The sequence below is a fragment of the Chitinophaga sp. 22308 genome (genome assembly GCF_052045305.1).
Taxonomy (GTDB): domain Bacteria; phylum Bacteroidota; class Bacteroidia; order Chitinophagales; family Chitinophagaceae; genus Chitinophaga; species Chitinophaga varians_A.
This window is the reverse complement of record NZ_JBQEOP010000003.1, coordinates 223,865-246,737: the sequence shown is the minus strand read 5'-3', so window position 1 is coordinate 246,737 and position 22,873 is coordinate 223,865. Positions and strand designations below refer to the sequence as shown.

General features: G+C 49.9%; 14 protein-coding genes. 11 read left to right on the top strand and 3 right to left on the bottom strand.

All coding sequences use genetic code 11. The features are described from left to right. Position 1: 1 nt before the first annotated feature. The 9 genes from ACTJJS_RS12685 to ACTJJS_RS12645 all read left to right on the top strand — a co-directional run bounded on the left by ACTJJS_RS12685 (position 2) and on the right by ACTJJS_RS12645 (position 16,051). Positions 2-826 (top strand): ABC transporter ATP-binding protein, encoded by an 825-nt coding sequence (locus ACTJJS_RS12685; RefSeq protein ID WP_440663939.1) that lies wholly within the window; start codon positions 2-4, stop codon positions 824-826. Between the two features lie 122 nt (positions 827-948). Then, on the top strand, positions 949-1,836 hold the full coding sequence (sucD, locus tag ACTJJS_RS12680) for a succinate--CoA ligase subunit alpha (protein ID WP_168871299.1): 888 nt from the start codon (positions 949-951) through the stop codon (positions 1,834-1,836). A 197-nt stretch (positions 1,837-2,033) separates the two neighbouring features. Then, positions 2,034-8,006 carry an alpha-2-macroglobulin family protein gene (locus ACTJJS_RS12675; RefSeq protein ID WP_440663938.1) on the top strand — a complete coding sequence of 1,991 codons (5,973 nt, stop codon included), beginning with the start codon at positions 2,034-2,036 and terminating at the stop codon, positions 8,004-8,006. 94 nt (positions 8,007-8,100) lie between these two features. Next, on the top strand, positions 8,101-9,150 hold the full coding sequence (locus ACTJJS_RS12670; protein ID WP_440663937.1) for an NAD(P)/FAD-dependent oxidoreductase: 1,050 nt from the start codon (positions 8,101-8,103) through the stop codon (positions 9,148-9,150). A 129-nt stretch (positions 9,151-9,279) separates the two neighbouring features. Then, entirely contained in the window at positions 9,280-11,028 is a 1,749-nt protein-coding gene (aspS, locus tag ACTJJS_RS12665) for an aspartate--tRNA ligase (RefSeq protein ID WP_440663936.1), read from the top strand. A 277-nt stretch (positions 11,029-11,305) separates the two neighbouring features. Beyond that, positions 11,306-11,884 (top strand): glucosaminidase domain-containing protein, encoded by a 579-nt coding sequence (locus tag ACTJJS_RS12660; protein WP_168871303.1) that lies wholly within the window; start codon positions 11,306-11,308, stop codon positions 11,882-11,884. Positions 11,885-11,906: 22 nt separating this feature from the next. Continuing rightward, positions 11,907-13,328, top strand: coding sequence for a GDSL-type esterase/lipase family protein (locus ACTJJS_RS12655; RefSeq protein ID WP_440663935.1), 1,422 nt, complete (start codon positions 11,907-11,909; stop codon positions 13,326-13,328). Next, positions 13,300-14,580 carry a GDSL-type esterase/lipase family protein gene (locus ACTJJS_RS12650; RefSeq protein ID WP_440663934.1) on the top strand — a complete coding sequence of 427 codons (1,281 nt, stop codon included), beginning with the start codon at positions 13,300-13,302 and terminating at the stop codon, positions 14,578-14,580. Before ACTJJS_RS12655 ends, ACTJJS_RS12650 begins: the two co-directional genes overlap by 29 nt. After that, on the top strand, positions 14,567-16,051 hold the full coding sequence (locus tag ACTJJS_RS12645; protein WP_440663933.1) for an MBOAT family O-acyltransferase: 1,485 nt from the start codon (positions 14,567-14,569) through the stop codon (positions 16,049-16,051). Before ACTJJS_RS12650 ends, ACTJJS_RS12645 begins: the two co-directional genes overlap by 14 nt. Positions 16,052-16,054: 3 nt before the next feature. Here ACTJJS_RS12645 and ACTJJS_RS12640 read toward each other — a convergent pair whose 3' ends face one another. Then, a complete protein-coding gene (locus ACTJJS_RS12640) occupies positions 16,055-16,975 on the bottom strand; it encodes a helix-turn-helix transcriptional regulator (RefSeq protein WP_440663932.1) in 921 nt (306 codons plus the stop codon). Between the two features lie 170 nt (positions 16,976-17,145). Here ACTJJS_RS12640 and ACTJJS_RS12635 point away from each other — a divergent pair, with 170 nt between their 5' ends. Then, positions 17,146-18,474, top strand: a complete 1,329-nt coding sequence (locus tag ACTJJS_RS12635; RefSeq protein ID WP_440663931.1) for a porin — start codon at positions 17,146-17,148, stop codon at positions 18,472-18,474. A gap of 6 nt (positions 18,475-18,480) precedes the next feature. Here ACTJJS_RS12635 and ACTJJS_RS12630 read toward each other — a convergent pair whose 3' ends face one another. Next, positions 18,481-19,539: a sensor histidine kinase gene (locus ACTJJS_RS12630; RefSeq protein WP_168871308.1), complete on the bottom strand. Its 1,059-nt coding sequence runs from the start codon at positions 19,537-19,539 to the stop codon at positions 18,481-18,483. Between the two features lie 169 nt (positions 19,540-19,708). Beyond that, positions 19,709-20,392, bottom strand: a complete 684-nt coding sequence (locus tag ACTJJS_RS12625; RefSeq protein ID WP_168807594.1) for a response regulator transcription factor — start codon at positions 20,390-20,392, stop codon at positions 19,709-19,711. 266 nt (positions 20,393-20,658) lie between these two features. Here ACTJJS_RS12625 and ACTJJS_RS12620 point away from each other — a divergent pair, with 266 nt between their 5' ends. Next, on the top strand, positions 20,659-22,860 hold the full coding sequence (locus tag ACTJJS_RS12620) for a hypothetical protein (RefSeq protein WP_168871309.1): 2,202 nt from the start codon (positions 20,659-20,661) through the stop codon (positions 22,858-22,860). Positions 22,861-22,873: the final 13 nt, after the last annotated feature.

Below are 22,873 nucleotides of genomic sequence, written 5' to 3'. Positions count from 1 at the left end.
CATGATTGAACTGAAAGATATAACCAAGGGCTTTGGAGATAAGGAGATACTGAAAGGCGTTTCGGCCGTTATGGAGTCTGGTAAGGTAAACCTGATTATTGGCGCCAGCGGTAGCGGTAAAACCGTCATGATGAAATGTATCGTAGGCCTGATGGCCGTCGATACCGGTACTATCCTGTACGATAACCAGGACTTCACCGCCATGGACCACCACGCCAAGAAAGAAGTCCGCCAGCAGATAGGGATGCTGTTCCAGGGCTCGGCCCTGTTTGACAGTATGACGGTAGAACAAAATGTGATGTTCCCGCTGGAAATGTTCAGCAAAGATTCCTTAAAAGAGCGGAAAAAGCGGGTGGAAGAATGTCTGGAGAGGGTGCAACTGAAAGATGCCGCCAAAAAATTCCCCGCCGAAATCAGCGGTGGTATGAAAAAGAGGGTGGGGATTGCCCGTGCCATCGTATTAAATCCCAAATACCTGTTCTGCGACGAGCCTAACTCCGGCCTTGATCCACAGACCTCCCTGCTGATAGACCAGCTGATCAAGGAACTGACCCAGGAATATAATATCACCACCGTTATCAATACCCACGATATGAACACCGTAATGGAAAGCGGTGACCATATTGTATATATGTACCAGGGGCAGAAGCAGTGGGAAGGCAGCAATAAGGAGATCGTGTTCAGTAAGGACCAGAAGCTCAACGACTTCATTTTTGCCTCCGAATTCCTCCGGGAAGCCAAAGAAATGCGCCAGCTGGACATGTTCAAGGACAATAAGTGGAAAGATCAGCTGGCTGAACAGCTGAAACGTGACAGCAAAAAGTAATTTCCCTGCTAATTGGTAGCTTTATCTTAAAGGCACTAAATTGCAGAATTATGGAAATCGGCTTATTTTTGCCGCACCGATAGAAGAAACATATAACATAATAAACCAATAAAACAAGCGCGATGAGTGTTTTAGTTAATAAGGATAGCAAAGTGATTGTGCAGGGATTTACCGGTACAGAAGGTACTTTCCATGCTACACAGATGATCGAGTACGGTACCCAGGTTGTAGGCGGCGTTACGCCCGGTAAAGGCGGTACAACCCACCTGGAGCGCCCGGTGTTCAATACCGTGGCCGACGCGGTAAAAGCTACCGGTGCCAATGTATCTATCATTTTTGTACCTCCGGCATTTGCTGCAGACGCAATCATGGAAGCTACCGAAGCTGGTATTGCCCTGGTAGTATGTATCACGGAAGGTATCCCTGTTCAGGACATGATCAAGGCCAAAAACTTCCTGCAAGGTTCCAATACCCGCCTCATCGGGCCCAACTGCCCGGGTGTAATCACCGCGGAAGAAGCTAAAGTAGGTATCATGCCGGGCTTTATCTTCAAAAAAGGCAGAATCGGTATCGTATCCAAATCCGGTACCCTGACTTATGAAGCTGCTGACCAGGTAGTTAAAGCAGGTCTGGGCGTTTCTACCGCTATCGGCATCGGTGGCGACCCGATCATCGGCACCCCCACCAAAGACGCAGTGGAACTGCTGATGAACGACCCTGAAACTGACGGTATCATCATGATCGGTGAAATCGGTGGTAGCATGGAAGCAGAAGCTGCCCGCTGGATCAAAGAATACGGCACTAAACCTGTTGTAGGCTTCATCGCCGGCCAGACAGCGCCTCCGGGCCGCCGTATGGGCCACGCCGGTGCTATCATCGGTGGTGCGGAAGATACTGCTGCCGCTAAAATGAAGATCATGGCTGAATGCGGTGTTACCGTAGTGGAAAGCCCTGCTAACATCGGTAAAACGATGGCTGAAGTACTGAGCAAAAAACCAGCACTGGCCTAATCAGTTTACCCTGATATATTTGAAAAGGTGAAAAGTGAAGCGGGTTTCCCAATCACTTTTCACCTTTTTTTTGACCCCCTTATGGAAACCCATACAACACCTGCATCCTGTACAAAAAGTATAACTTACCGTAAATAGCGATATATATGCGTTTATGCCTCTCATTATTCATTGTTTTATTCTTAACCAACTGCGTGATGGCTCAGACCTATTATGACAATTCCTGGAAGAAAGTGACTGCCCTCGACGAGAAGAACCTGCCTAAATCCGCACTGGGAGAAGTAGACCAGATCTATGCCCGGGCTGTGAAAGACAACCTGCCCGCCCAGCAGATCAAAGCCCTCATCTATCAGATGAAATATACGGACCAGCTGAGCGACAGCAGTATCCAGCAGAACTTGGAAAAACTCAACCAGAAAATTGCTGCTGCCAAAGGCGCCCAGCAGGCCATCCTGCAAAGTATCAAAGGCGAAGTATTGCTGAACTATCTCCGCAATAACCGGTACCGGCTCTATAACCGCACCGCCATTGCAGAAGAGACTGGCGGCAAGGACATTGCCTCCTGGAGCCAGGACTACCTCCACAGCCAGATTACAGCGGCCTACCTGGCCTCCGTGGCCGACAAAGCCACCCTGCAAAAAACACCTGTCGGGGACTTCGATCCCATCCTGGTCAAAGGCACCGACACCCGCCAGCTCCGTCCGGTATTATTCGACCTGCTGGCACACCGCGCCCTGGATTACTTCAAATCAGGCGAAAACACCCTCACCAAACCTGTGGATCAGTTCGAACTGGACGATCCGGCTGCCTTTGCACCTGCCGCCACCTTCGCCCGGCATGATTTTGTAACGACAGACAAAGCCTCCCTGCAATACCAGGCCATCCTGCTGTTGCAACAACTGGTACGCCTGCACGAAAATGAAAAGGCCGCCCTGCTTGATGTAGACCTCGAAAGGATTCAGTACATGCAGCAGATCGCCGTGACGGAAGACAAGGCGCAGCAATACCGCAAAGCGCTGGAACAGATGACATCGGCTTACAGCAGCGAAAAGGAAGTGACCGGCGTACTGGCGCTCCTGGCCAATACCTATATCGGCAATGCCCTGTATGGCAAAGCCGACAGCACCGCCAACCTGAAAAAAGCCAAAGAAATATGTGAACAGGCCATAGAAAAAGGCCCCGGCACCCGCGGTGCGGCCGACTGCTCTAACCTGCTCACTGAAATCAAAGCACAGGCCCTCGACCTGGTTACAGAGAAAGTAAACATCCCGTCCCTGCCTTTCCGTACCCTGGTGAAATATAAAAACACGGATAAGATATACCTGCGCGTACTGGCGGTGGATGAAGCTTTTACTGCTTCCCTCCAGCTGGCGCAGAACGACTATCGTGACCGACAGAACAGATACTGGAAACTGTTGCTCGACAGAAAACCGGTAAAAGCCTGGGAACAATCGCTGCCAGATCCGAAAGACTACAACCGTCACGCTGCGGAAATAAAAATCGATGCACTGCCGCTGGGACACTACATCATCCTCGCCAGCATCAAACCCGGTTTCGATCTGAAGGAAAACCCAATGGCACTGCAATTTACCTGGGTGTCCAATATCAGCTACCTGGAGAAAAACACTCAGTTTATAGCCCTGGACCGCGCCACCGGTAAACCGCTGCCGGGAACCAAACTGACCGCCTTCGGTGAACAATACAATGAAGGAAAAGCGAAGTGGGTGCAGTTGGCGTCCACCGTTACCGGTAACAATGGTTCTGCTGAACTGAACCTGAAAAGCACCAATAACAGCTCTGTACGGCTTAAATGGGAGCGGCAGGGCGATGTCCTGTTCCTGGACGACTACAAATACCTGTACAACTACGGGCAGGAAAAGAATACCGCCACCAAACCGAGGATCTTCCTGTTTACCGACAGAAGCATCTACCGCCCGGGACAAACGCTTTATTTTAAAGGGATCGCTTTGGAACAGGAAGCCGGTAAAAACACCAGCAATGTGGTGAAAGGCCTGAAAAGCACCTTTACTTTATATGATGCCAATAACGAGAAAGTAGATTCAATTGTGGTGACCACCAATGAGTTTGGCTCTTTCTCCGGTAAGTTTGTGCTGCCGGAAGGACGCCTGAATGGCGTCTACTCCATGCGTGACAACAAGAACTATGGCGGACAATCTTTCCGCGTAGAGGAATATAAACGTCCTAAATTCTATGTAGAATTTGATACCATTAAATCCAGTTATCGTTTAGGCGAAACCGTTACCACGGAAGGTAAGGCGCTGGCATATGCCGGTAATAACATCAACGGCGCTACGGTAAAATACCGCGTGGAAAGAAGGACCCGCTTCCCTTATCCATGGCTCTTCCGCGGATATATGCCAATGGGCGCGTCCCGCGAAATAGCCCATGGCGTAACGACCACCGATGAAAACGGGCACTTTAAGGTGAGCTTCCCTGCATTGCCGGACAAGACCGTGCCTGCCGATCAGAAACCCATCTTCACGTATGTGGTGTCTGCTGATGTGACCGACCTGAACGGAGAAACACGCAGTGCCATGCAATCTGTCAATGCGGGTTATCAGGCGCTGGAAATCAATATACAGGTTCCAGAACGCTTAGAGGCGTCTGCCCTGAAAAACGTACACGTCTTCACCCGCAACCTGAACGGTGCTTTTGAACAGGCTTCCGTTAAAGTTGCAGTTCAGCCGCTGGAGCCGACCAAACGCCTTTTACGTCCCCGTTACTGGGAACAGGCGGACCAGTTTGTGATGACCGAAGCCGCCTACATCAAAGACTTCCCCCTGGATATCTACCATGATGAAGATGAAAAGGCCAAATGGCCCCGTAAATCCGCCATATGGGAACAGCAATTCACCAGCACCGCTGCCGGCGACATTGCTATAGACGGCAAAAAGCTGGCCCCTGGCTACTATGAACTGGTAGTAAGCGCCAATGATAAAAATGGTCAGCCGGTAGTGCAAAAATCAGTTTTTGAACTCGTGGACGTAAACGCCAAAACACTGGCAGTTCCAGCTTACCTGTGGAGCTATCAGCCGGAAGAACGTACCGAACCAGGGAAAAAAGGTGCTGTTGTGCTGGGCACTTCCGCCAAAGACCTGAACATATTACAAACCGTGGGCCGGGTAGGCCAGTCGCAGCAACTGTCAAACATCACGCTGGACGGGGTTAAACAGCTCGACTATAATATCACCGAAGAAGAAAGAGGCGGTATGTCACTGTACTACGTCTTCGTGAAAGATAACCGTGTATTCGCCACGCAGCATACTATCCAGGTGCCGTGGGATAACAAAGATCTCAACATCAAAATCGGTACCCACCGTGATAAACTGCAGCCGGGAGAAAAGGAAAAATGGAGCGTGGAAATAACCGGCTACAAAGGTGAAAAAGCAGCAGCGGAAATGCTGGCCTCTATGTACGATGCTTCGCTCGACGCATTTGTTCCGCACTACTGGACTAAACCGGACATCTATCCTGATATCATGTCCAACGGACGGCCGGTATATTCCGCGCACGACAACTTCGGCATGGTGAATTCCCAGTACTATTTTGAGACAGATAAACAGGGAGCTGTCGCCAAAGACAAAAGTTATGATGTGCTCAACTTCTTCTCCTGGGCAATGGGAGGGTATGAGAACAGAGTAATGTACAAACGCAGTGTGCCGGGCGCCGCGGGCGCTGTAATGGCAATGGCCGCGCCAGCTCCCGCTTCCCGCGAGAGAGCGGTCATGAAGGAACAGGCTTACGACACTGCTAAAGAAGCAGATACCAATGCGGTAGAGGCAGCGTTAGTTCCGGAAGCGCCGCAAACCAATGTACCTGTCCGCAAAAACTTCCAGGAAACAGCTTTCTTCCTGCCGGAACTGCGTACGGATAAAGACGGTAAACTCTCTTTTGAATTCACCATACCGGAAGCCCTCACCAAATGGAACTTCCAGGGCCTGGCCCATACCAAAGAAGCTGCGCTGGGCAGCATCAGCGCCAGCATCGTTACCCAGAAACAACTGATGGTGATGCCTAACGCGCCACGCTTTGTAAGGGCCGGTGATAAAATTGACTTCACTGCTAAAGTAAGCAACCTAACCGACGCACAGCTGATCGGGCAGGCACAGCTGGAACTGCTGGACGCTGCTACCATGCAGCCCGTAGACGGCTGGTTCCAGAATGTTTTCCCGGTACAACACTTTACCGCTAAAGCCGGTCAAAGTACAGTAGTGACCTTCCAGTTGCAGGTGCCGCATAACTTTACCAGCGCGCTGCTGTACCGCGTGACAGCCAAAGCAAACAACTTCAGCGATGGCGAAGAAAGCGCACTGCCAGTGCTGACCAACTCCATGCTGGTGACCGAAACAATGCCGCTGCCGGTACGTGGTGACGGTAAACATACCTTTAAGTTTGACAAACTGCTGCAATCAGGCGCTTCTTCCACATTACGCCAGCAGGGCATTACCGTGGAATATACCAGTAATCCGGCATGGTATGCCGTACAGGCGTTACCGTACCTGATGGAGTACCCGTACGATTGTTCCGAACAGGTGTTTAACCGCTACTACGCCAATGCACTGGCTACACATATTACCAAAACAGTTCCCGGTATTCAGCAGGTTTTTGACAGATGGAAAACCACTGACACTGCGGCGCTGCTGAGCAACCTGCAAAAAAATGAAGAACTGAAATCCGTTCTGCTGCAACAAACGCCATGGGTGCTGGAAGCGAAGAACGAAGCGCAGCAGAAGAAAAATATCGCGTTGCTGTTTGACCTGCAACGCATGCAGAAAGAAAGAAAAACAGCATTGAACCAACTGGCTGCCAGGCAGCAACCTGACGGCTCCTTCGCCTGGTTCAACGGTATGTGGGCCGATCGTTACATCACCCAGTACATACTGGCTGGTATCGGTCACCTGCAACAGCTGACCGGTGCTGATGACCCGGTAGCCGCCAGTATCGCCGATAAAGCCATGACGTACCTGGACAGGCAGCTGGACAAGGATTACAATGCGCTGATCAAAAACAAGGCTGATCTGAAAAAACAGCAGATTGATGAAATACAGGTGCAATACCTGTATGCCCGCAGTTTCTTTAAACGTGCGGTACCTAAAGGCATGGAGCCGGCCTTCGATTTTTACGCTGCCCAACAGCAGCAATACTGGACTAAAATGGGTCGTTATGCACAAGGCATGATTGCGCTGAGCCAGTTCAAAAAAGGTGACAAAGCCACTCCTGCTGCCATCCTGAAATCACTGAAGGAAAATGCTGTCAACAACCCGGAAATGGGCATGTACTGGAAAGATGTAGTGGCCGGTTATGGCTGGCATCAGGCGCCGATAGAAACGCAGGCGCTGTTGATAGAAACATTCCAGGTGGCCGGTAAAGACGCCGCTGCCGTGGCAGATATGAAAACGTGGCTGCTGAAAAACAAACAGACCAACAACTGGAGCACCACCAAATCCACCGCTGACGCCTGTTACGCTATGCTGCTGCAAGGCAGCAACTGGTTAACTGCCAGCCCTGAGGTGGATATACAGTTGGGCCAGGAAACCATCAGCAGCAAACAACAGGCTGCTGAAGCAGGCACTGGTTACTTCAAACAGAAGATCGAGGCGAAAGATGTAAAAGCAGATATGGGCAATATCAAGGTAACGGTGAAAGACAGCAAGGGCCAACCTACCTGGGGAGCCATCTACTGGCAGTATTTTGAAGAGCTGGATAAAATTACCGCCGCTAAAACACCGCTGGTACTGGAAAAGGAACTGTATAAAGAAGTGAATTCCGATAAAGGCCCCGTGCTGACTAAAATTACCGATGGCAATGAATTGAAAGTGGGTGACAAGGTAAAAGTGCGGATTGTGCTGCGTGCTGACAGGTCTATGCAATACATTCACCTGAAAGACATGCGTGCAGCCTGCTTTGAGCCACAGAACGTGTTAAGCGGCGCCAAATGGCAGGGTGGCCTCAGCTACTACGAAAGCACAAAAGACGCTTCTACGGATTTCTTCTTTAGTTATCTGCCAAAAGGTACTTACGTGTTTGAGTATGCATTGTTTGTAACACACCAGGGTAAGTTCTCCAATGGCATCAGCACGGCACAGTGCATGTATGCGCCGGAGTTCAGCGCTCACAGCGAAGGCATCAATGTAAAAGTCACCGAATAGCCATAAAGGCACATATGGTTGAAAAGCCCGTCTGGTATCATACCGGACGGGCTTTTCGCTTTTATCGTTACTTTTAGGCGTTTAGAGGAACAGTATGACAAGCGTAGATTATATTATAGTAGGACAGGGGATTGCCGGTACCATGTTGAGCTGGTCTTTATGGCAGGCCGGCAAAAAGGTGCTGGTGGTCGATGATGCAAAATCCAACAGCGCGTCACGGGTGGCGGCGGGTATTATTAACCCGGTGTCGGGACGGAGGTTTGAGCCGGCATGGATGTATGACACCATTTACCCGTTTGCCCGCGACAGTTACCATAAGATGTCGGAACTGTTGCAGGTGCAGGTGTTGACAGAGCGCCGTCTCTGGAATGTGTTTCCATCGCAGCAGTTATATGATGCCTTTATGAAGAAGGCTGCCGGCGGCCCCTATACAGCGTTGCCTGGTAAGCCGGAGTATGAAGATATACTGGACCAGCCTTACGGAGCGGCCATTGTGAAAGGGGCGACCGTGAACCTGCGGGTGTTGCTGCCTGCCTGGCGGCAGTTTCTGAACAATATGGGTGCTTTGCAGGAAGCGCACCTGGACCTGTCTGAGCTGGAGGTAACGCCAACGGGCGTACGTTACGGGGATATCGCCGCGCAGAAAATCATTTTCTGTGATGGCGTGGCAACGGCCCGGAATCCGTGGTTTGACCGGCTGACATTTCTGCCCAACAAGGGAGAAGTGCTGTGGGTGCGGATTCCCGGTCTGCATACAGAAGATATCATCAAAAAAAGCATCACATTGGTCCCGTACGGGCCGGAATTGTTCTGGGCGGGATCTTCCTTTGTGTGGGATTATGTGGATGATCTGCCTACCGGCAAACAGCGCGAGGTGCTGGAAAGGAGCCTGCAGCAACTGCTGAAAGTGCCTTATAGCATAGAGTATCAACAGGCGGCGGTACGCCCTTCCGGCAATGACCGCCGGCCTATGATAGGGCTGCATCCGGAGATGCCCGCTGTAGGCGTCTTTAACGGCCTGGGTACCAAGGGTTGTTCGCTGGCACCCTTTATGGCGGCGCATTTCGCGGAAGTATTGGCTGGAAATGCCCTGCTGATGCCGGAAGTAGACATAAACAGATATTTTAACACCGGCAGGGGGTGAAATGCCCGTATCATGCCGTATCTTTGCCCCCCTTACAGGAATGGCTGAGCAACTGGACAGTGGTCTCGGAACAGCTGGCAGCACATCCGGAGGTTCAACCATAAAACATTTAAAATCAATTTTTTACGCATGTACAGGACGCACACTTGCGGGGAGTTAAGAATGGAGCAGGTAGGCCAGGAGGTGACGCTGGCCGGATGGATACAAACAGTCAGAAAATTTGGCAGCATCAACTTTTTTGATCTGCGGGACCGTTATGGTATCACTCAGCTGTTATTCAACGAAAGCCTGAATGATAAACTGGATGCACAGCCATTGGGCCGTGAGTTCGTTGTACAGATCACTGGTACAGTGACAGAGCGTACCAGCAAAAATAAAAATATCCCCACCGGCGATATCGAAATCACGGTGAGCGAATATAAAATCCTGAATGCGGCCAAAACACCGCCTTTCACGATCACTGACGATACTGACGGGGGAGATGAGCTGCGTATGAAATTCCGCTATCTCGATCTCCGCCGCAATGCGGTAAAACAAAATCTCGAACTGCGTTATGCAGTAGGCCGTGCTGCGCGCAACTATCTGCATACCAGGAACTTCATCGATATCGAAACGCCTTTCCTGATTAATTCCACACCGGAAGGCGCCCGCGACTTCGTGGTGCCCAGCCGTATGAACCCTAACCAGTTCTACGGTTTGCCTCAATCACCGCAGACTTTTAAACAATTGTTGATGGTGAGTGGTTATGATCGGTACTACCAGATCGTAAAATGTTTCCGCGATGAAGACCTCCGGGCAGACCGCCAGCCGGAATTTACCCAGATCGACTGTGAAATGAGCTTTGTAGAACAGGAAGATGTGCTGAACATTTTTGAAGGTATGACCAAATATATCTTCAAAGAAGTGAAAGGCATTGAACTGGAAGGTGATTTTCCCCGTATGACATGGGACGACGCCATGGAATATTATGGCAATGATAAACCAGATATCCGCTTCGAGATGAAGCTGGCTAACCTCAACGATACCGTAAAACAGAAGGGCTTTAAAGTATTCGATGAAGCAGAACTGGTGGTGGCTATTGCAGCGCCTGGTTGCTCCGAATATACCCGTAAACAGCTCGATGAACTGACAGAATGGGTGAAAAGACCTCAGATCGGCATGAGCGGCCTCATCTATGTTAAATATAATACAGACGGTACCCTGAAGAGCTCGGTTGACAAGTTTTTCGATGAACAGCAACTGCAACTGTGGGCGCAAAAATGTCAGGCAAAACCCGGAGACCTTATCCTGGTGCTGGCCGGCAGGGAAGAGCGTACCCGCAAGGCAATGAGCGAGCTGCGCCTGGAAATGGGCGAGCGCCTGGGCTTCCGCAATAAAAACGTATATAAACCGTTGTGGGTGATAGACTTCCCGCTGTTTGAATACGCGGAAGAAGAAAATCGCTGGGTGGCCCGTCACCATCCGTTCACCGCTCCGAAACCGGAACAGATTGCCCTGATGGACGATATGTCACAATATGCTAACATCAAGGCAAACGCATATGACATTGTATTGAATGGCACTGAAGTAGGAGGAGGCTCTATCCGTATTTTCCAGCGCGATCTGCAACAGAAGATGTTCGCTGCGCTGGGAATGTCACCTGAAGAAGCAGAACGCAAATTTGGCTTCCTGCTGGGAGCTTTTGAATATGGCGCGCCGCCCCATGGTGGTATCGCTTTCGGATTTGATCGCTTGTGCTCGCTTTTGGGCGGCAGTGAAAGCATCCGTGACTTCATCGCCTTCCCGAAAAACAATCACGGACGTGATGTCATGATGGACGCTCCGGCCGAGATAAGTCAAGCCCAGCTTGATGAATTAAAGATCAGCCTGGTAAAATAGGATTGCCGGCACAATCTTTGCACAATAGGGAACTTCAAGCGAAAAAATCCCCTTTGATATGGCGCTTTTGCCGCATCAAAGGGGATTGATGCTAATATAGAGGAACATTTTTTTAACAAGAAATTAACGACGAAGATAAGGTTAGTAGAAGAAAGAACGTATTATTTAATTTTTTAAAGTAATATTGCGGTGTGATTGTGATCATCGTAGATATGTGAGGTAAGTAATGATGCTGAAAACAAACAACAATCTTTCACCTGTTACAAAGAATACTCCTATGAGAAAGGTAACAACCTACATCAAACGGTCAGTATGGGTATGTGCGGTGCTTTTATTGCTGATGCTCAGCAATGTTGGGTATGCTCAACAGTCCACGAGTAATTATCTGAAGAAGTTCAAACCGGTATCTGTAGAACTCATGCAGGAAACCGGCGTTCCAGCCAGTGTCATCCTTGGGGTAGCCATGCTGGAATCCGGCACAGGTACCAGCAGAAATGCCAAATTGCTCAACAACCACTTTGGCATTGTCGGAAAAAACAATCTGTCAAAAACTGCCCCCGGCACAAAATCCCGGTATAAGCAATATGCTTCTGCCGTAGCCTCCTACGAACATTTCGTGGAAGTGCTTGCCAGAAAAAAATGGTTCAGCCAACTGAAAGGTAACCCCGAATTCGCAGTGTGGCTCAAACATATGAATCACAGCGGCTATTCCTCTGCTGGCCATGAATGGATCAAAAGAGTAACTGCCATTATTAACCGTTACAAACTATATAAACTGGACGAAGGAATGGACAGCGTGGCACGGAGCTCTTCCTGGTTAACCGTAGGCATGCCGCCAGCAACCGACGACCAGTGAGTGTGCTAATTGACTCGAAAATATGTCTGGCGAAAACAAGTCTGCCTACCCGTTTTTTATTATCGTAGGATCATTGGTGTGCCTGGTGATACTCTCCCAGCTCAACTTTAGTTTTTCATTTAAAGATTTTCAATTCCGTCGCCTGGACATGTTGTCTGAACTGCGGACAACCGGAACGGACAAAGATAAAGGAACGCTTACTGCTGTGAAAGACGGCAGTAAGCGTTCTCGTGCCGACTCTACGGCAGCGGCCGCCGGGAAAACACCCACCACAGGCGCCGTCGTTAACCCGGACGCAGTCTATGATTTTATGTCATATAAAGGCATCCTGAATTACGCCGCCACAGAAACAGGCGACAGTAATGCAGGGCTGGACCGCTTTATGACAGCACTCAGGGAACTGAAATCCGGCAAACGCAAAAAAGTACGTATCGCCTATTTCGGCGATTCCATGATCGAAGGCGATCTTATTACCTCCGATCTGCGCGACAGCCTGCAAACCTTCTTCGGCGGCGCCGGCGTAGGGTTTGTGCCCATCACCTCCGTGGTGGCCAGCTACCGCACTACCATCACGCATACCTTCTCGCGTGACTGGAAAGACTATCACTACAAAAATTCACCACCGTCCAATGTGGTGCTCGGCCTGTCCGGCCACACCTTCTTCCCGGGAGGCGACAGCTGGATAAAATATACACCGGTCAAAAAGCCGCGCCTCGACAAATTTGACGAGGTGTCCCTGCTGTATGGCCCGGCCGAAACAACAACCGTAAACATCAATGACAAGCCTTATTCCCTGTCCGGCAACGCACAGGTGAACAAGCTCGATTTCCGCCAGGACACCGGCGCCGGTGGCATCACCATCAAATATGGCGGCGGCGGAGCTGCTCCTTTCTATGGCGTTTGTTTTGAAACAGACAACGGCATTTATGTGGACAACTTCTCCTTCCGAGGTATCAGCGGCGTGGAACTGGGCCACCTGTCTGCCGATATGGTACGGCGCATGCAACAGGAACGCCCTTACGATCTCGTAGTGCTCCATTATGGCGCCAACGTACTGTTTCGCCCCGAACTGACAGACTACAGCTGGTACGAAAGGCCGATGAAAAAAGTGGTGGACTCTCTCCGCAGAGACTTGCCAGGAACATCCTTCCTGATTGTAGGCACAGCGGATAAATCCTATAGAAAAGGAGACCGCTACATCACCGCGCCAGGCGTGGAAGCCTTACTGAAAGTACAGCACGATCTGGCTGCCACCTACGGTACTGCATACTGGAACCTCTACGCTAACATGGGCGGCTCCGGTTCCATGGTGAAATGGGTGGAAGGAGATACCGTATTGGCCAATAAAGATTATACACACCTTAACCGACAGGGAGCGGCCAAAGTGGGGGCGCTGCTGTATAAAGCTATTATGAATGATTACAGGCAGGGAGAACAACCATAGAAAAAGTATTGCAGCAGTACTGGTACTGCTGCTCACCACATTTGCCACCTATGCGCAACCACAGGTTAACGTGATCCAGCAGGACACAGCCCTGCACCGCGCATTTGAATCGCTGTATCATGCAGACAGTAATGTGGTGTCCATACTTCATCTCGGAGACTCCCATGTGCAGGCCGGCTATTTCCCGCTTGCCACCGCCTCTTTATTGCAACAGCAGTTTGGCTACGCCGGCAGAGGATATGTTTTCCCCTACAACGTAGCTGGCACCAACGGCCCGGAAGATTACCGCTGGAACAGCACCGTCCGCTGGACCATGGAAAGGGTGATAGACCGCTACAAGCCGCCAGTGCTCGGCCCCGGCGCTATCGCCATGCAAACGCTGGTACAGGCCCCGGCACTTTCGTTTGCCGGTAAACAGGACGGCATGATGGACAACAACTTCCGGAAAGTAACCCTGTTCTATGACGCTGCTACTGACAACAATACCATCTCCAGCCCCGATGCGGCACAGATAACGGTAACGGGCACACCGTTTCCAGGTACGCCGACCATCAAAATGGCGACCCTCGACTTTCTCCAGACTTCCCAGACCTTCCAGGTGCGCTGGGATAATCCGGGCAACCTGCCTTTCCGTTTCTATGGAGCCGTGTTACAAAATGGCCGTAATGGCGTGCTGTATCATAGTGTAGGCATCAATGGCGCTATGTATCAGCAGTATAATGACCTTAACAGCGTACTGCTGGCGCAACTGGCGGTATTCCACCCCCGGCTGGTCATCATCTCCCTGGGAACCAACGAAGCCTACGGCCGCTTTGACCCGCTGGCCTTCCGCGAAGAGATAGACAAAACAGTACAACTGATACGTGAACAGGCCCCCGCTGCCAGCATCCTGCTGACCACCCCGCCCGACTGTATGAGGGCAGTGAAAAAAGCAGTCCGGAAAAAAATCAGCAAGAAAAAATACCGTACCTACTATACCACCTCGTATTATCCCAATCCTTACATTGCCATGGCAACGCAACAGATTACGGGATATGCCAGGCAGCACGGTATCGCCTGCTGGAATTTCAACGCGGTCAACAAGGCGGAAGCCGGCCGCTTTGCAGGCGGATGGGCACCGGACCACATTCACTTCAGTACAAAAGGATACCAGTTACAGGGACAGTTGCTGTATGAAGCACTGCAACAGTCCTACAATCAATATTTACAGGTAAAAAAGAAAAACCCAGTCAACTCGGATGATCGACGTTAATAAGCTGCTTGCACAGCTGCTGTACAACCCATCAGACCCGGTGCTGTTTAACAGTGCCTTCTTCTTCTATTTTTTTGCTGTCTTCCTGTTGTGCTACCTCGCTGTAAGCCGCAGTCAGCAAGGCAGGGTATGGGTATACACTATCTTCTCCCTTTATTTCTTCTACAAAGCCTGCGGTTTTTATGTAGGCCTGGTGGTACTATCGGCCATCGTGGACTTTAACCTGTCGCGATGGATTTATCATACTACCAGTCAACAGGTCAAAAAGTCGCTGTTGATATTTAGTATCATCCTGAACATCGGCCTGCTGTTCTATTTCAAATACACCGACTTCTTTATCGGCATCATCAATGACGTTACCAACGGCCATATCACGCCGTTGCACCTGCTGCTGCCGATCGGTATTTCGTTTTATACCTTTGAGAACCTCAGCTATACGATTGATGTGTACCGGGGAGAAATCAAGCCGGTAAACCGTTTCATGGATTACCTGTTCTTCCTGTCCTTCTTCCCTAAGTTGATGATGGGCCCTATCGTGCGCGCAGCTGATTTTATCCCGCAAATCCATCAGCCATACCGGTTGAACGGCGAAGACATCGGTAAGGGCATGGCCCTCATCGTGGGTGGTTTGTTTAAGAAGATTGTGATCTCTGACTTTATCTATCAGAACTTTGTTCAGTATATTTTTGACGATCCCAGCAAACACACCGGGCTGGAATGTCTCCTGGGCGTATATGGGTACGCGTTAGTGATCTACTGCGATTTCTCCGGATATTCGGATATGGCGATTGGTATTGCACGGTGGACAGGCTTCAAGATCCCGCCTAACTTCGATTCTCCTTACCAGAGCGCTTCCATCACAGAATTCTGGCGCCGCTGGCACATTTCCCTGTCCAGCTGGCTGCGCGACTACCTGTATATTCCATTGGGCGGTAACCGCAAAGGCAAGGTGCGTCAGTATATCAACCTGGCATTGACCATGCTGATCGGTGGTTTCTGGCATGGTGCCAGCTGGAACTTCATTTTCTGGGGAGGCATGCATGGCGCGGCGCTGGCCATAGACAAAGTGCGTATTGACAGCCAGAAAAAGCGAAAAACCGAAATAACTGGCCTGAAGGCCAGCCTGCTGAAAGTAGGCGGTATCCTGCTGACCTTCCACTTCGTCTGTTTCTGCTGGATATTCTTTAAGGCCTCCACATTTCATGATGCCTGGTCGCTCATACATCAGATTGTGTATGACTTCCAGCCGGGTATCCTGATGGAACTGTACACAGGTTATACCGCCGTATTCTGGGTAATGCTGCTGGGTTTTGTGCTGCACTTTATGCCTGCGAAGGCGGAAATGAGGATGGCCGGAGTGTTGGGCCGTATGCCGCTGGTAGCTAGTGTAGCCGTGATGGTTATCTTCATCTGGCTGCTGGTGCAGGTAAAAAGCACACAGCCAATGATTCCGATCTATTTCCAGTTTTAATGACTAAATGCTCTTCTGCCAGGGGATGTAAATCTCCGATACAGCCGGTTCTGGCAGTGAAATAAAGAAGTGGTTGGTCCGCATGTAAAAATGCCCCAGCCGGCAATTGGTGTTAATGAATTTATACATGGGAAGTCCTGCATCAGCAAAACTGAGCGGGACTTTCAGTTTTTTATAATGTCCTTCATCAATTTGCCTGCTTGCCAGGCGGTAAGCCTCCTGGTACCGGGTAACCAGCTGGTAGTGCGCCATCATGTTGGCAGACGTATTGGGCAACAGGAGACCTACGTACATCATCATACGGTCGTAGGTGGTAACGGGGACGACGTCCAGCGTACCGGTAATGATGCGGGCGTCTTCCATGGCCAGTTCGGTGGTCAGGTCGCGGAGCTGCCGGGAATAGCGGGCCATGGAGGCCACCATGCCTTTTACAGGGTCATTGCCACTGGGCAGGATATTGTAGTAAAGGGTACAACCGGGCAACTTGCAGTCGACCGTGTTATCCATATTGAAATATTCCGGATAGTCTTGCCGGGAGGCAGTTGCGATCCTGGTCTGTTCCAGGGTATGCCGTTCCGCCGGCATAAAATCTTGGTTGCGCAGCTCTGATGGGCTGGTGTTAAACCAGCCGCGGATAGCTTTCGCAAACGATTCGCCGGTGTACCGGCACAATTCGCTGATATCGGAGATGGAAAAGTTACTATGGCGAAGATAGCCTACACCGGCCTCCAGGCGGGTGCGTTTCACATATCTGGCATATGGCTCGCCCTTGACCGACGAGAATTTATGCGAAAAAATGTCTTTGGATACGGACAGCATGTCTGCTACCGCTTTTAAACTGATGTCTATGAGGGAATTGTTGTGGGCGTAGGCGATGGCTAGTTGAACTTTCCATTCCCAGTGTTCCCGGGTAGTCGTTTTCATAAGAAACATAATCCTTCATCAATTTAGGATTTTGGCCCCGGTTTTCGAACGGAATCAGGGCGGATTAACGAGGGATTAACCGGGCAGGAGCGATGCGGCAGGCCCCTTCAGATAGCTTCGCTGCAAATATCTCCCTGAAAATCCTACTTTTGCGCAAATTTTTTGCGCAGATGCGACTGTTCAGATCTTTGCTGCTGATGGCAGTACTGTTGACGTCCTTTACGTCCGTAAAGGCACAGTTTCTCATGGATATGATTGATACCACCACGGAACTGGGAAAAGGTATGATCTCCATGTACCATAAGTACGATGCACTGCGCTTTAGCGGATATATCCAGCCTCAGTTCCAGCTGGCACAGTCCAAAGGTATCAGCAGTTACGCCGGAGGCGATTTCCCCGATGCTGTCAACAACCGGTTTTCCCTGCGCCGTGGCCGTATCCGGGTGGACTATGAGCGTTACAACCATGACGATATGCCGGTGGTGCAGTTCGCATTCCAGTTTGACGGGAGCGAACGTGGCGTATTTATCCGCGATTTCTACGGAAGGGTATTTGACACGAAGTTCAACCTCTTTTCATTGGTGGGCGGTATGTTTGCGCGGCCTTTCGGATATGAGGTGAACCTGTCATCGGCCGACCGTGAAACACCGGAGCGTGGGCGGATGTCGCAGATACTGATGAAAACAGAGCGCGACCTTGGCGCGATGGTCTCCTTTGAGCCCCGTCGTAAAGATCATCCCCTGCGGTACCTGAAAGTGGACGTTGGCCTGTTCAACGGGCAGGGACTTACAGCCACCTCAGACTTCGACAGTCATAAAGACCTCATCGCCCGTATTGCCTGGAAGCCTTACCGCTTCAAAGGCAACAATTGGATACTGTCAGGCGGCGTGTCTGTTTTGTATGGCGGCATGCAGCAGTTTACCCCTTCCATTTACCGGATGGGTACTGTAAATGGACAAAAGACATTTGTGCTCGATTCCAATGTGCTGAATGTAGGCCGGATTGCGCCCCGTCACTACTATGGCGCCGATGTGCAACTGAGAATCCCTAACGGACCTAAGAGAGGATATACCCAGTTCCGGGCAGAATATATTCGCGGCTCTCAGACGGCTACGGCCGCCACTACCGAGACACCGGGCGTTATCCCGGTGGATGCGCAGGGACGTAAACTGCCATTGTACATCCGGAATTTCGACGGCGCCTACCTGTATTTTATCCAGAACCTGGGCAGTGAAAAACACCAGGCGGTTGTAAAATACGATTGGTATGACCCTAACAGGGAAGTGAGCGGGAAAGAGATTGGCGCCCCTGGTTCCAACCTCACGGCAGCGGATATCCGTTATAATACCTGGGGACTCGGATACCTGTATTACGCCAACGAACACCTGAAGTTCATGGTGTATTATGACTGGGTGGAGAATGAAAGTACCAGCCTGTCTGGTTATACTACAGACATTAAAGACAATGTGCTTACCTGCCGGATGCAGTACCGGTTTTAGTATTTTTTACAACATAGATTCTTTGCCGGCTTCCATGGTGAAGCCGAAAGTACTGCCGATTTCCGGTTTGCTGCGTACTGTGATGGACTGGTCGTGTGCTTCTACGATGTGCTTCACGATAGCAAGGCCCAGACCGGTGCCACCGATATCGCGGCTGCGGGCGCGGTCAGTACGGTAGAAACGTTCAAACACGCGTGGCAGGTGTTCTTCCGCCATGCCGATACCATCGTCTGAGATTTCCACCAGCACACGTTTGCCGTCCATATTGTAGATGCTGGCCACTGTATGGCCATCGGGCTTGCCGTATTTGATGGAGTTGTCGACCAGGTTGATCAGCACCTGGCGGATCTTCTCTTTGTCGGCCACTACCGGGATGGGCGCTTCACAACCTTTTTTGATATTGAATTTGATGCCTTTGGTGTTGGCTTTCAGTGAGAGCGTGTCGAATACGTCCTTCACCAGGTCCTGGATCACAAATGTCTCGGCGTTGATGGTCATTTCGCCGCTTTCCAGTTTGGAGATTTCATCGAGGTCATCGATGAGGCGGCATAGCCGGTCAATATTTTTTGTGGCGTTTTTCAGGAACATTTTATTCACCGTGGGATCTTCCAGTGCGCCGTCCAGCAGGGTGTGAATATAACCTTGTACTGCGAAGATGGGTGTTTTCAGTTCATGGGAGAGATTGAGCAGGAACTCTTTGCGGAATGCCTCGTTGCGGCGCAGGTTGTCCAGTTCTTCTTTTTTCTGGCTGGCCCATTTTTCCACGTCTTCACTTACTTCCTCGATAGTTTTCAGCGGAAGGATATTTTTCTGAAAGAATTCTTCTCTTTTAGAAGCTTTTGTCTGATAGATAAACTTATAAATCAGTTTGATTTTCCGGTAGATGAAATTCTGCAGGGTATACAGATAGAGATAGTAAGACACCAGGAAGGTGAGGACAAAGGCTCCCAGCATTACTTGCCAGTTACCATCCACCAGCAGGCTGCCGAGCGCTATGATGGCCGACAGGATAAGGGCGGTAAATCCCGCCAGTTTCTGCGGGGACAGGTTTTTAGCTTTAAACATACTCCAAAGTGAGTAATTAGTATAATAATGGGAAATTACTTTAAATTTCTTTCTCGCCATAAAAAAGCCATTCGCCGTCAATGGAAGGCATCAACAGGTAACAATAGTTCTGGTGCAGAAAATGTGGTTTCCGTCAGTGATAACAGGGGGGAAGGAGGTTTTCCTTTGTTTACATTTCAAATTTATAGCCTACTCCTTTCACAGTGGTGATCAGGTCGATGCCTATTTTCTGCCGGATTTTACGGATATGTACATCGATGGTGCGGTCACCTACGATTACTTCCGTGCCCCATACCTGGTTCAGGATTTCGTTGCGAAGGAATACACGGCCTGGTTTGGAGGCGAGCAGTTGCAACAGTTCAAATTCCTTTTTAGCGAGAATGATCTCCTGGCCTTTATACGTAACAGTGAATTTCTCCCGGTCTATAATGAGGTCGCCCAGTTGCACGGTTGTTTCTTCTGCTTTGTGCAGGCGGCGGAACAGTGCATTGATACGGCTTACCAGTAATTTAGGTTTGATCGGCTTGGCGATATAATCATCGGCGCCCATGTTTAAACCGTCAATTTCAGATTTTTCATCGTTCAGGGCTGTGAGGAACAGCACCATGGTGTCCTTGAAATCAGGGATTTTTCTGAGTTCCCGACAGGTGTCGATGCCGTTTTTGTTGGGCATCATGATGTCCAGCATAATGAGGTCCGGCCGGAATATTTTCGCTTTCTGAATAGCCTCGCTGCCGTCTTTGGCTGTTACGGTTTCGTAACCCGCCGTTTTGAGATTGTAGCTGATAATCTCCAGTATGTCCAACTCATCGTCTACAACCAGTATTTTTCCTGCAACCGCTTGGTCTACCATAAAAATTTGCTTTTTAAAAGACGGCACAAAATTATAAAGCCGGGACCGTGATTAATGGAAAATTAACATTATGAAATTGTTAATTCAATACCACTCTTATTCACATTGACAAACAGCAAGTTACACAGAAATTTGTTCAGGTATGATATGCTGCTATTTTGATATCCGTATCGTTTTGATTCTTATTTATTAGAGACGAAAAGCGTGATGCTCTCATAATTTGGTTGTAAATTTGCTATCTGGTCGAAGTGAAAAGTACATCTACAATGAGAAAAATTCTACTTCTGTTAATGCTCGTTGCTTCTCAAAGCAGCTGGGTGCATGCGCAAAACGGTCACATACAGATACCGATTAACAGGCAGGGGCTCCATGACAATATTGACAAAGAACAGGCTGCAGCCTCCAAGTTTGACGGCAAAGCAGACGATTTCGTGAAAGTGTCTGAAGACCAGACCATCAATCTCCAGGTCACCAACGCCATCATGAAACAGGTGGACGACATGCAGATGGAGATAGAACGAGATTCCTCGCTGGACCATCGTCTCAAGGTAAAATACCTCACCGGTTTGTATACCGTGCTGAAAGACTACAACCAGAAAAGGGCCCGCGGCCTCATTGAACCGGAAGAAGCGCCGGCAATGATCACCGCTTACCGCGATATGATGCGGGCGGACATTAAAGGGAAGAGCATTTCACCTTATGTCAAAAACCTTTCTTTCGGTGGTTCTGAACGTATTATCGAAATCTTCCACGATAACCAGGGTTATAAGGACGCAAGAGGAGAAGTCTTCTCCAAATACGCGTTCAATAACCTGGAAACCGTCATGCCCAAATTACAGGCCTATCTGGATTTCCCGGGAACAGACTCCATTATTGCCGCAGTAGCCCGTAAATACCCCAACCAGGTGCTTACCTACGCTACTTCCTATACGCCCATGGCCAATGTGATCAAAAGAAACCAGGACCCCGTGGTGCAGTTGATTGTCCGCATCGGCCAATCTCCCCAGAGCACCAAAATCCTGCCTTTCATTGATCAGCTGATGGACGGTTCCATCTCTGTGGAAAAACTGGAGAAGATCGTTGACAACGACTACCAGTACTACAAACAGATGGTGAAATCCATGGTCGCGCTGCAGAAAATGAAAGCCGAAGGCCGCAACCCTTTTGGTATGAAAGCCATGATGGAAAACATGCAGGCCAAATCACTGCTGTATATCCGCGAAGTAAACGATCTGCACGAAGAGCCGGCCAATGTACGCTTCCGCATCGTAAAAGACTTTACGCCGGAAGAACTGTATTACCTGATCATCAACGGCCAGGAAGAACTGTACACTTCCAGCTATACCAATCATAACAACGCAGGCTTGTACGACCAGATGATGGTACGTATGAAACCGCCACGCGGCGATAGTTTATTGATGATGGTCAACTTTGACCGCTTCAAGAAATTTATCGCGATGGCTGCGGGTTTCAACACCCTGGACAACTTCCTTAAATCCATGGCGCCGGAAAACTCCAATTACCTGATGCAGAAATATGTGCAGAACCTGGAGAAAACCGAAGACCTGGAAGATGCCGTGGACGTGGCCAACTCCTTTGGCAGCATCCGTGATGAGAAACTGCTCAATTTCCTCCGTGCAGAAGTGAAAAAGAACCTGGCTTATGTAAAGAAACATAACGACAGAAGAGGCACTGTTATCTACCAGCTGCTCACCAGCCTGTTTGAAACAGAGTCCGCCAAAGGGGAAAACGATTCTTCCAAAGCCACAGACATCGCGGCTGAACTGTCATTGCCACCAATCAACTATGTGGGTTTCAATACCCTTCAGAATGATAGCGGCCGTGTGTACCAGCAGGTGTTTTTCTATGGCGACAAAGATGGACAGGAATCTTACGCCAGCTTTATGACCAACTTCCCGTCTTCCGAATGGAGAGCGGTGAAAAACAAATACTGGGTAACCATTACTTCGCTGAAAGGCAAGCCTACCACCATCTACGCCAATCTGCCAATAGATGAACCGGGGGATAAGGAAGCCATCCAGCGGCTGTCTGAATACCTTGATGAGAACGATATCCATCCGACAGTGTTTATCCACCGTGGCCACAGCTATCATATCAACACCACGCTGGACAACCTGCAGAGCTCTGCCAAGATCGTGGTGCTGGGTTCCTGCGGCGGATATCACAACCTGGCCACCGTACTGGAGAAATCTCCCGAAGCACATATCATTTCTTCCAAACAGGTAGGTACCCGTTTTGTGAACGAGCCTATCATCCACAGCCTGGAAGATGTGGTACGTGCCGGTAAAAATGTGGACTGGGTAGTGATGTGGGCGCAGCTGGCCAAAAAATTTGCACCGGACGCCCGCAACCGCGAACTGTTCAGTGATTATGTGCCACCACACAAAAACCTGGGCGCCATCTTCATCAAGGCTTACCGCCAGATCATGAAAGACGAGAAGAAATAAAAACCTGAAGAAC

Coding starts and splice junctions, on each gene's coding strand:
- sucD (WP_168871299.1), top strand. CDS start 949: ATGAGTGTTTTAGTTAATAAGGATAGCAAAGTGATTGTGCAGGGATTT.
- ACTJJS_RS12660 (WP_168871303.1), top strand. CDS start 11,306: ATGAGAAAGGTAACAACCTACATCAAACGGTCAGTATGGGTATGTGCG.
- ACTJJS_RS12675 (WP_440663938.1), top strand. CDS start 2,034: ATGGCTCAGACCTATTATGACAATTCCTGGAAGAAAGTGACTGCCCTC.
- aspS (WP_440663936.1), top strand. CDS start 9,280: ATGTACAGGACGCACACTTGCGGGGAGTTAAGAATGGAGCAGGTAGGC.
- ACTJJS_RS12645 (WP_440663933.1), top strand. CDS start 14,567: ATGATCGACGTTAATAAGCTGCTTGCACAGCTGCTGTACAACCCATCA.
- ACTJJS_RS12650 (WP_440663934.1), top strand. CDS start 13,300: ATGATTACAGGCAGGGAGAACAACCATAGAAAAAGTATTGCAGCAGTA.
- ACTJJS_RS12635 (WP_440663931.1), top strand. CDS start 17,146: ATGCGACTGTTCAGATCTTTGCTGCTGATGGCAGTACTGTTGACGTCC.
- ACTJJS_RS12620 (WP_168871309.1), top strand. CDS start 20,659: ATGAGAAAAATTCTACTTCTGTTAATGCTCGTTGCTTCTCAAAGCAGC.
- ACTJJS_RS12655 (WP_440663935.1), top strand. CDS start 11,907: ATGTCTGGCGAAAACAAGTCTGCCTACCCGTTTTTTATTATCGTAGGA.
- ACTJJS_RS12625 (WP_168807594.1), bottom strand. CDS start 20,392: ATGGTAGACCAAGCGGTTGCAGGAAAAATACTGGTTGTAGACGATGAG.
- ACTJJS_RS12685 (WP_440663939.1), top strand. CDS start 2: ATGATTGAACTGAAAGATATAACCAAGGGCTTTGGAGATAAGGAGATA.
- ACTJJS_RS12630 (WP_168871308.1), bottom strand. CDS start 19,539: ATGTTTAAAGCTAAAAACCTGTCCCCGCAGAAACTGGCGGGATTTACC.
- ACTJJS_RS12670 (WP_440663937.1), top strand. CDS start 8,101: ATGACAAGCGTAGATTATATTATAGTAGGACAGGGGATTGCCGGTACC.
- ACTJJS_RS12640 (WP_440663932.1), bottom strand. CDS start 16,975: ATGAAAACGACTACCCGGGAACACTGGGAATGGAAAGTTCAACTAGCC.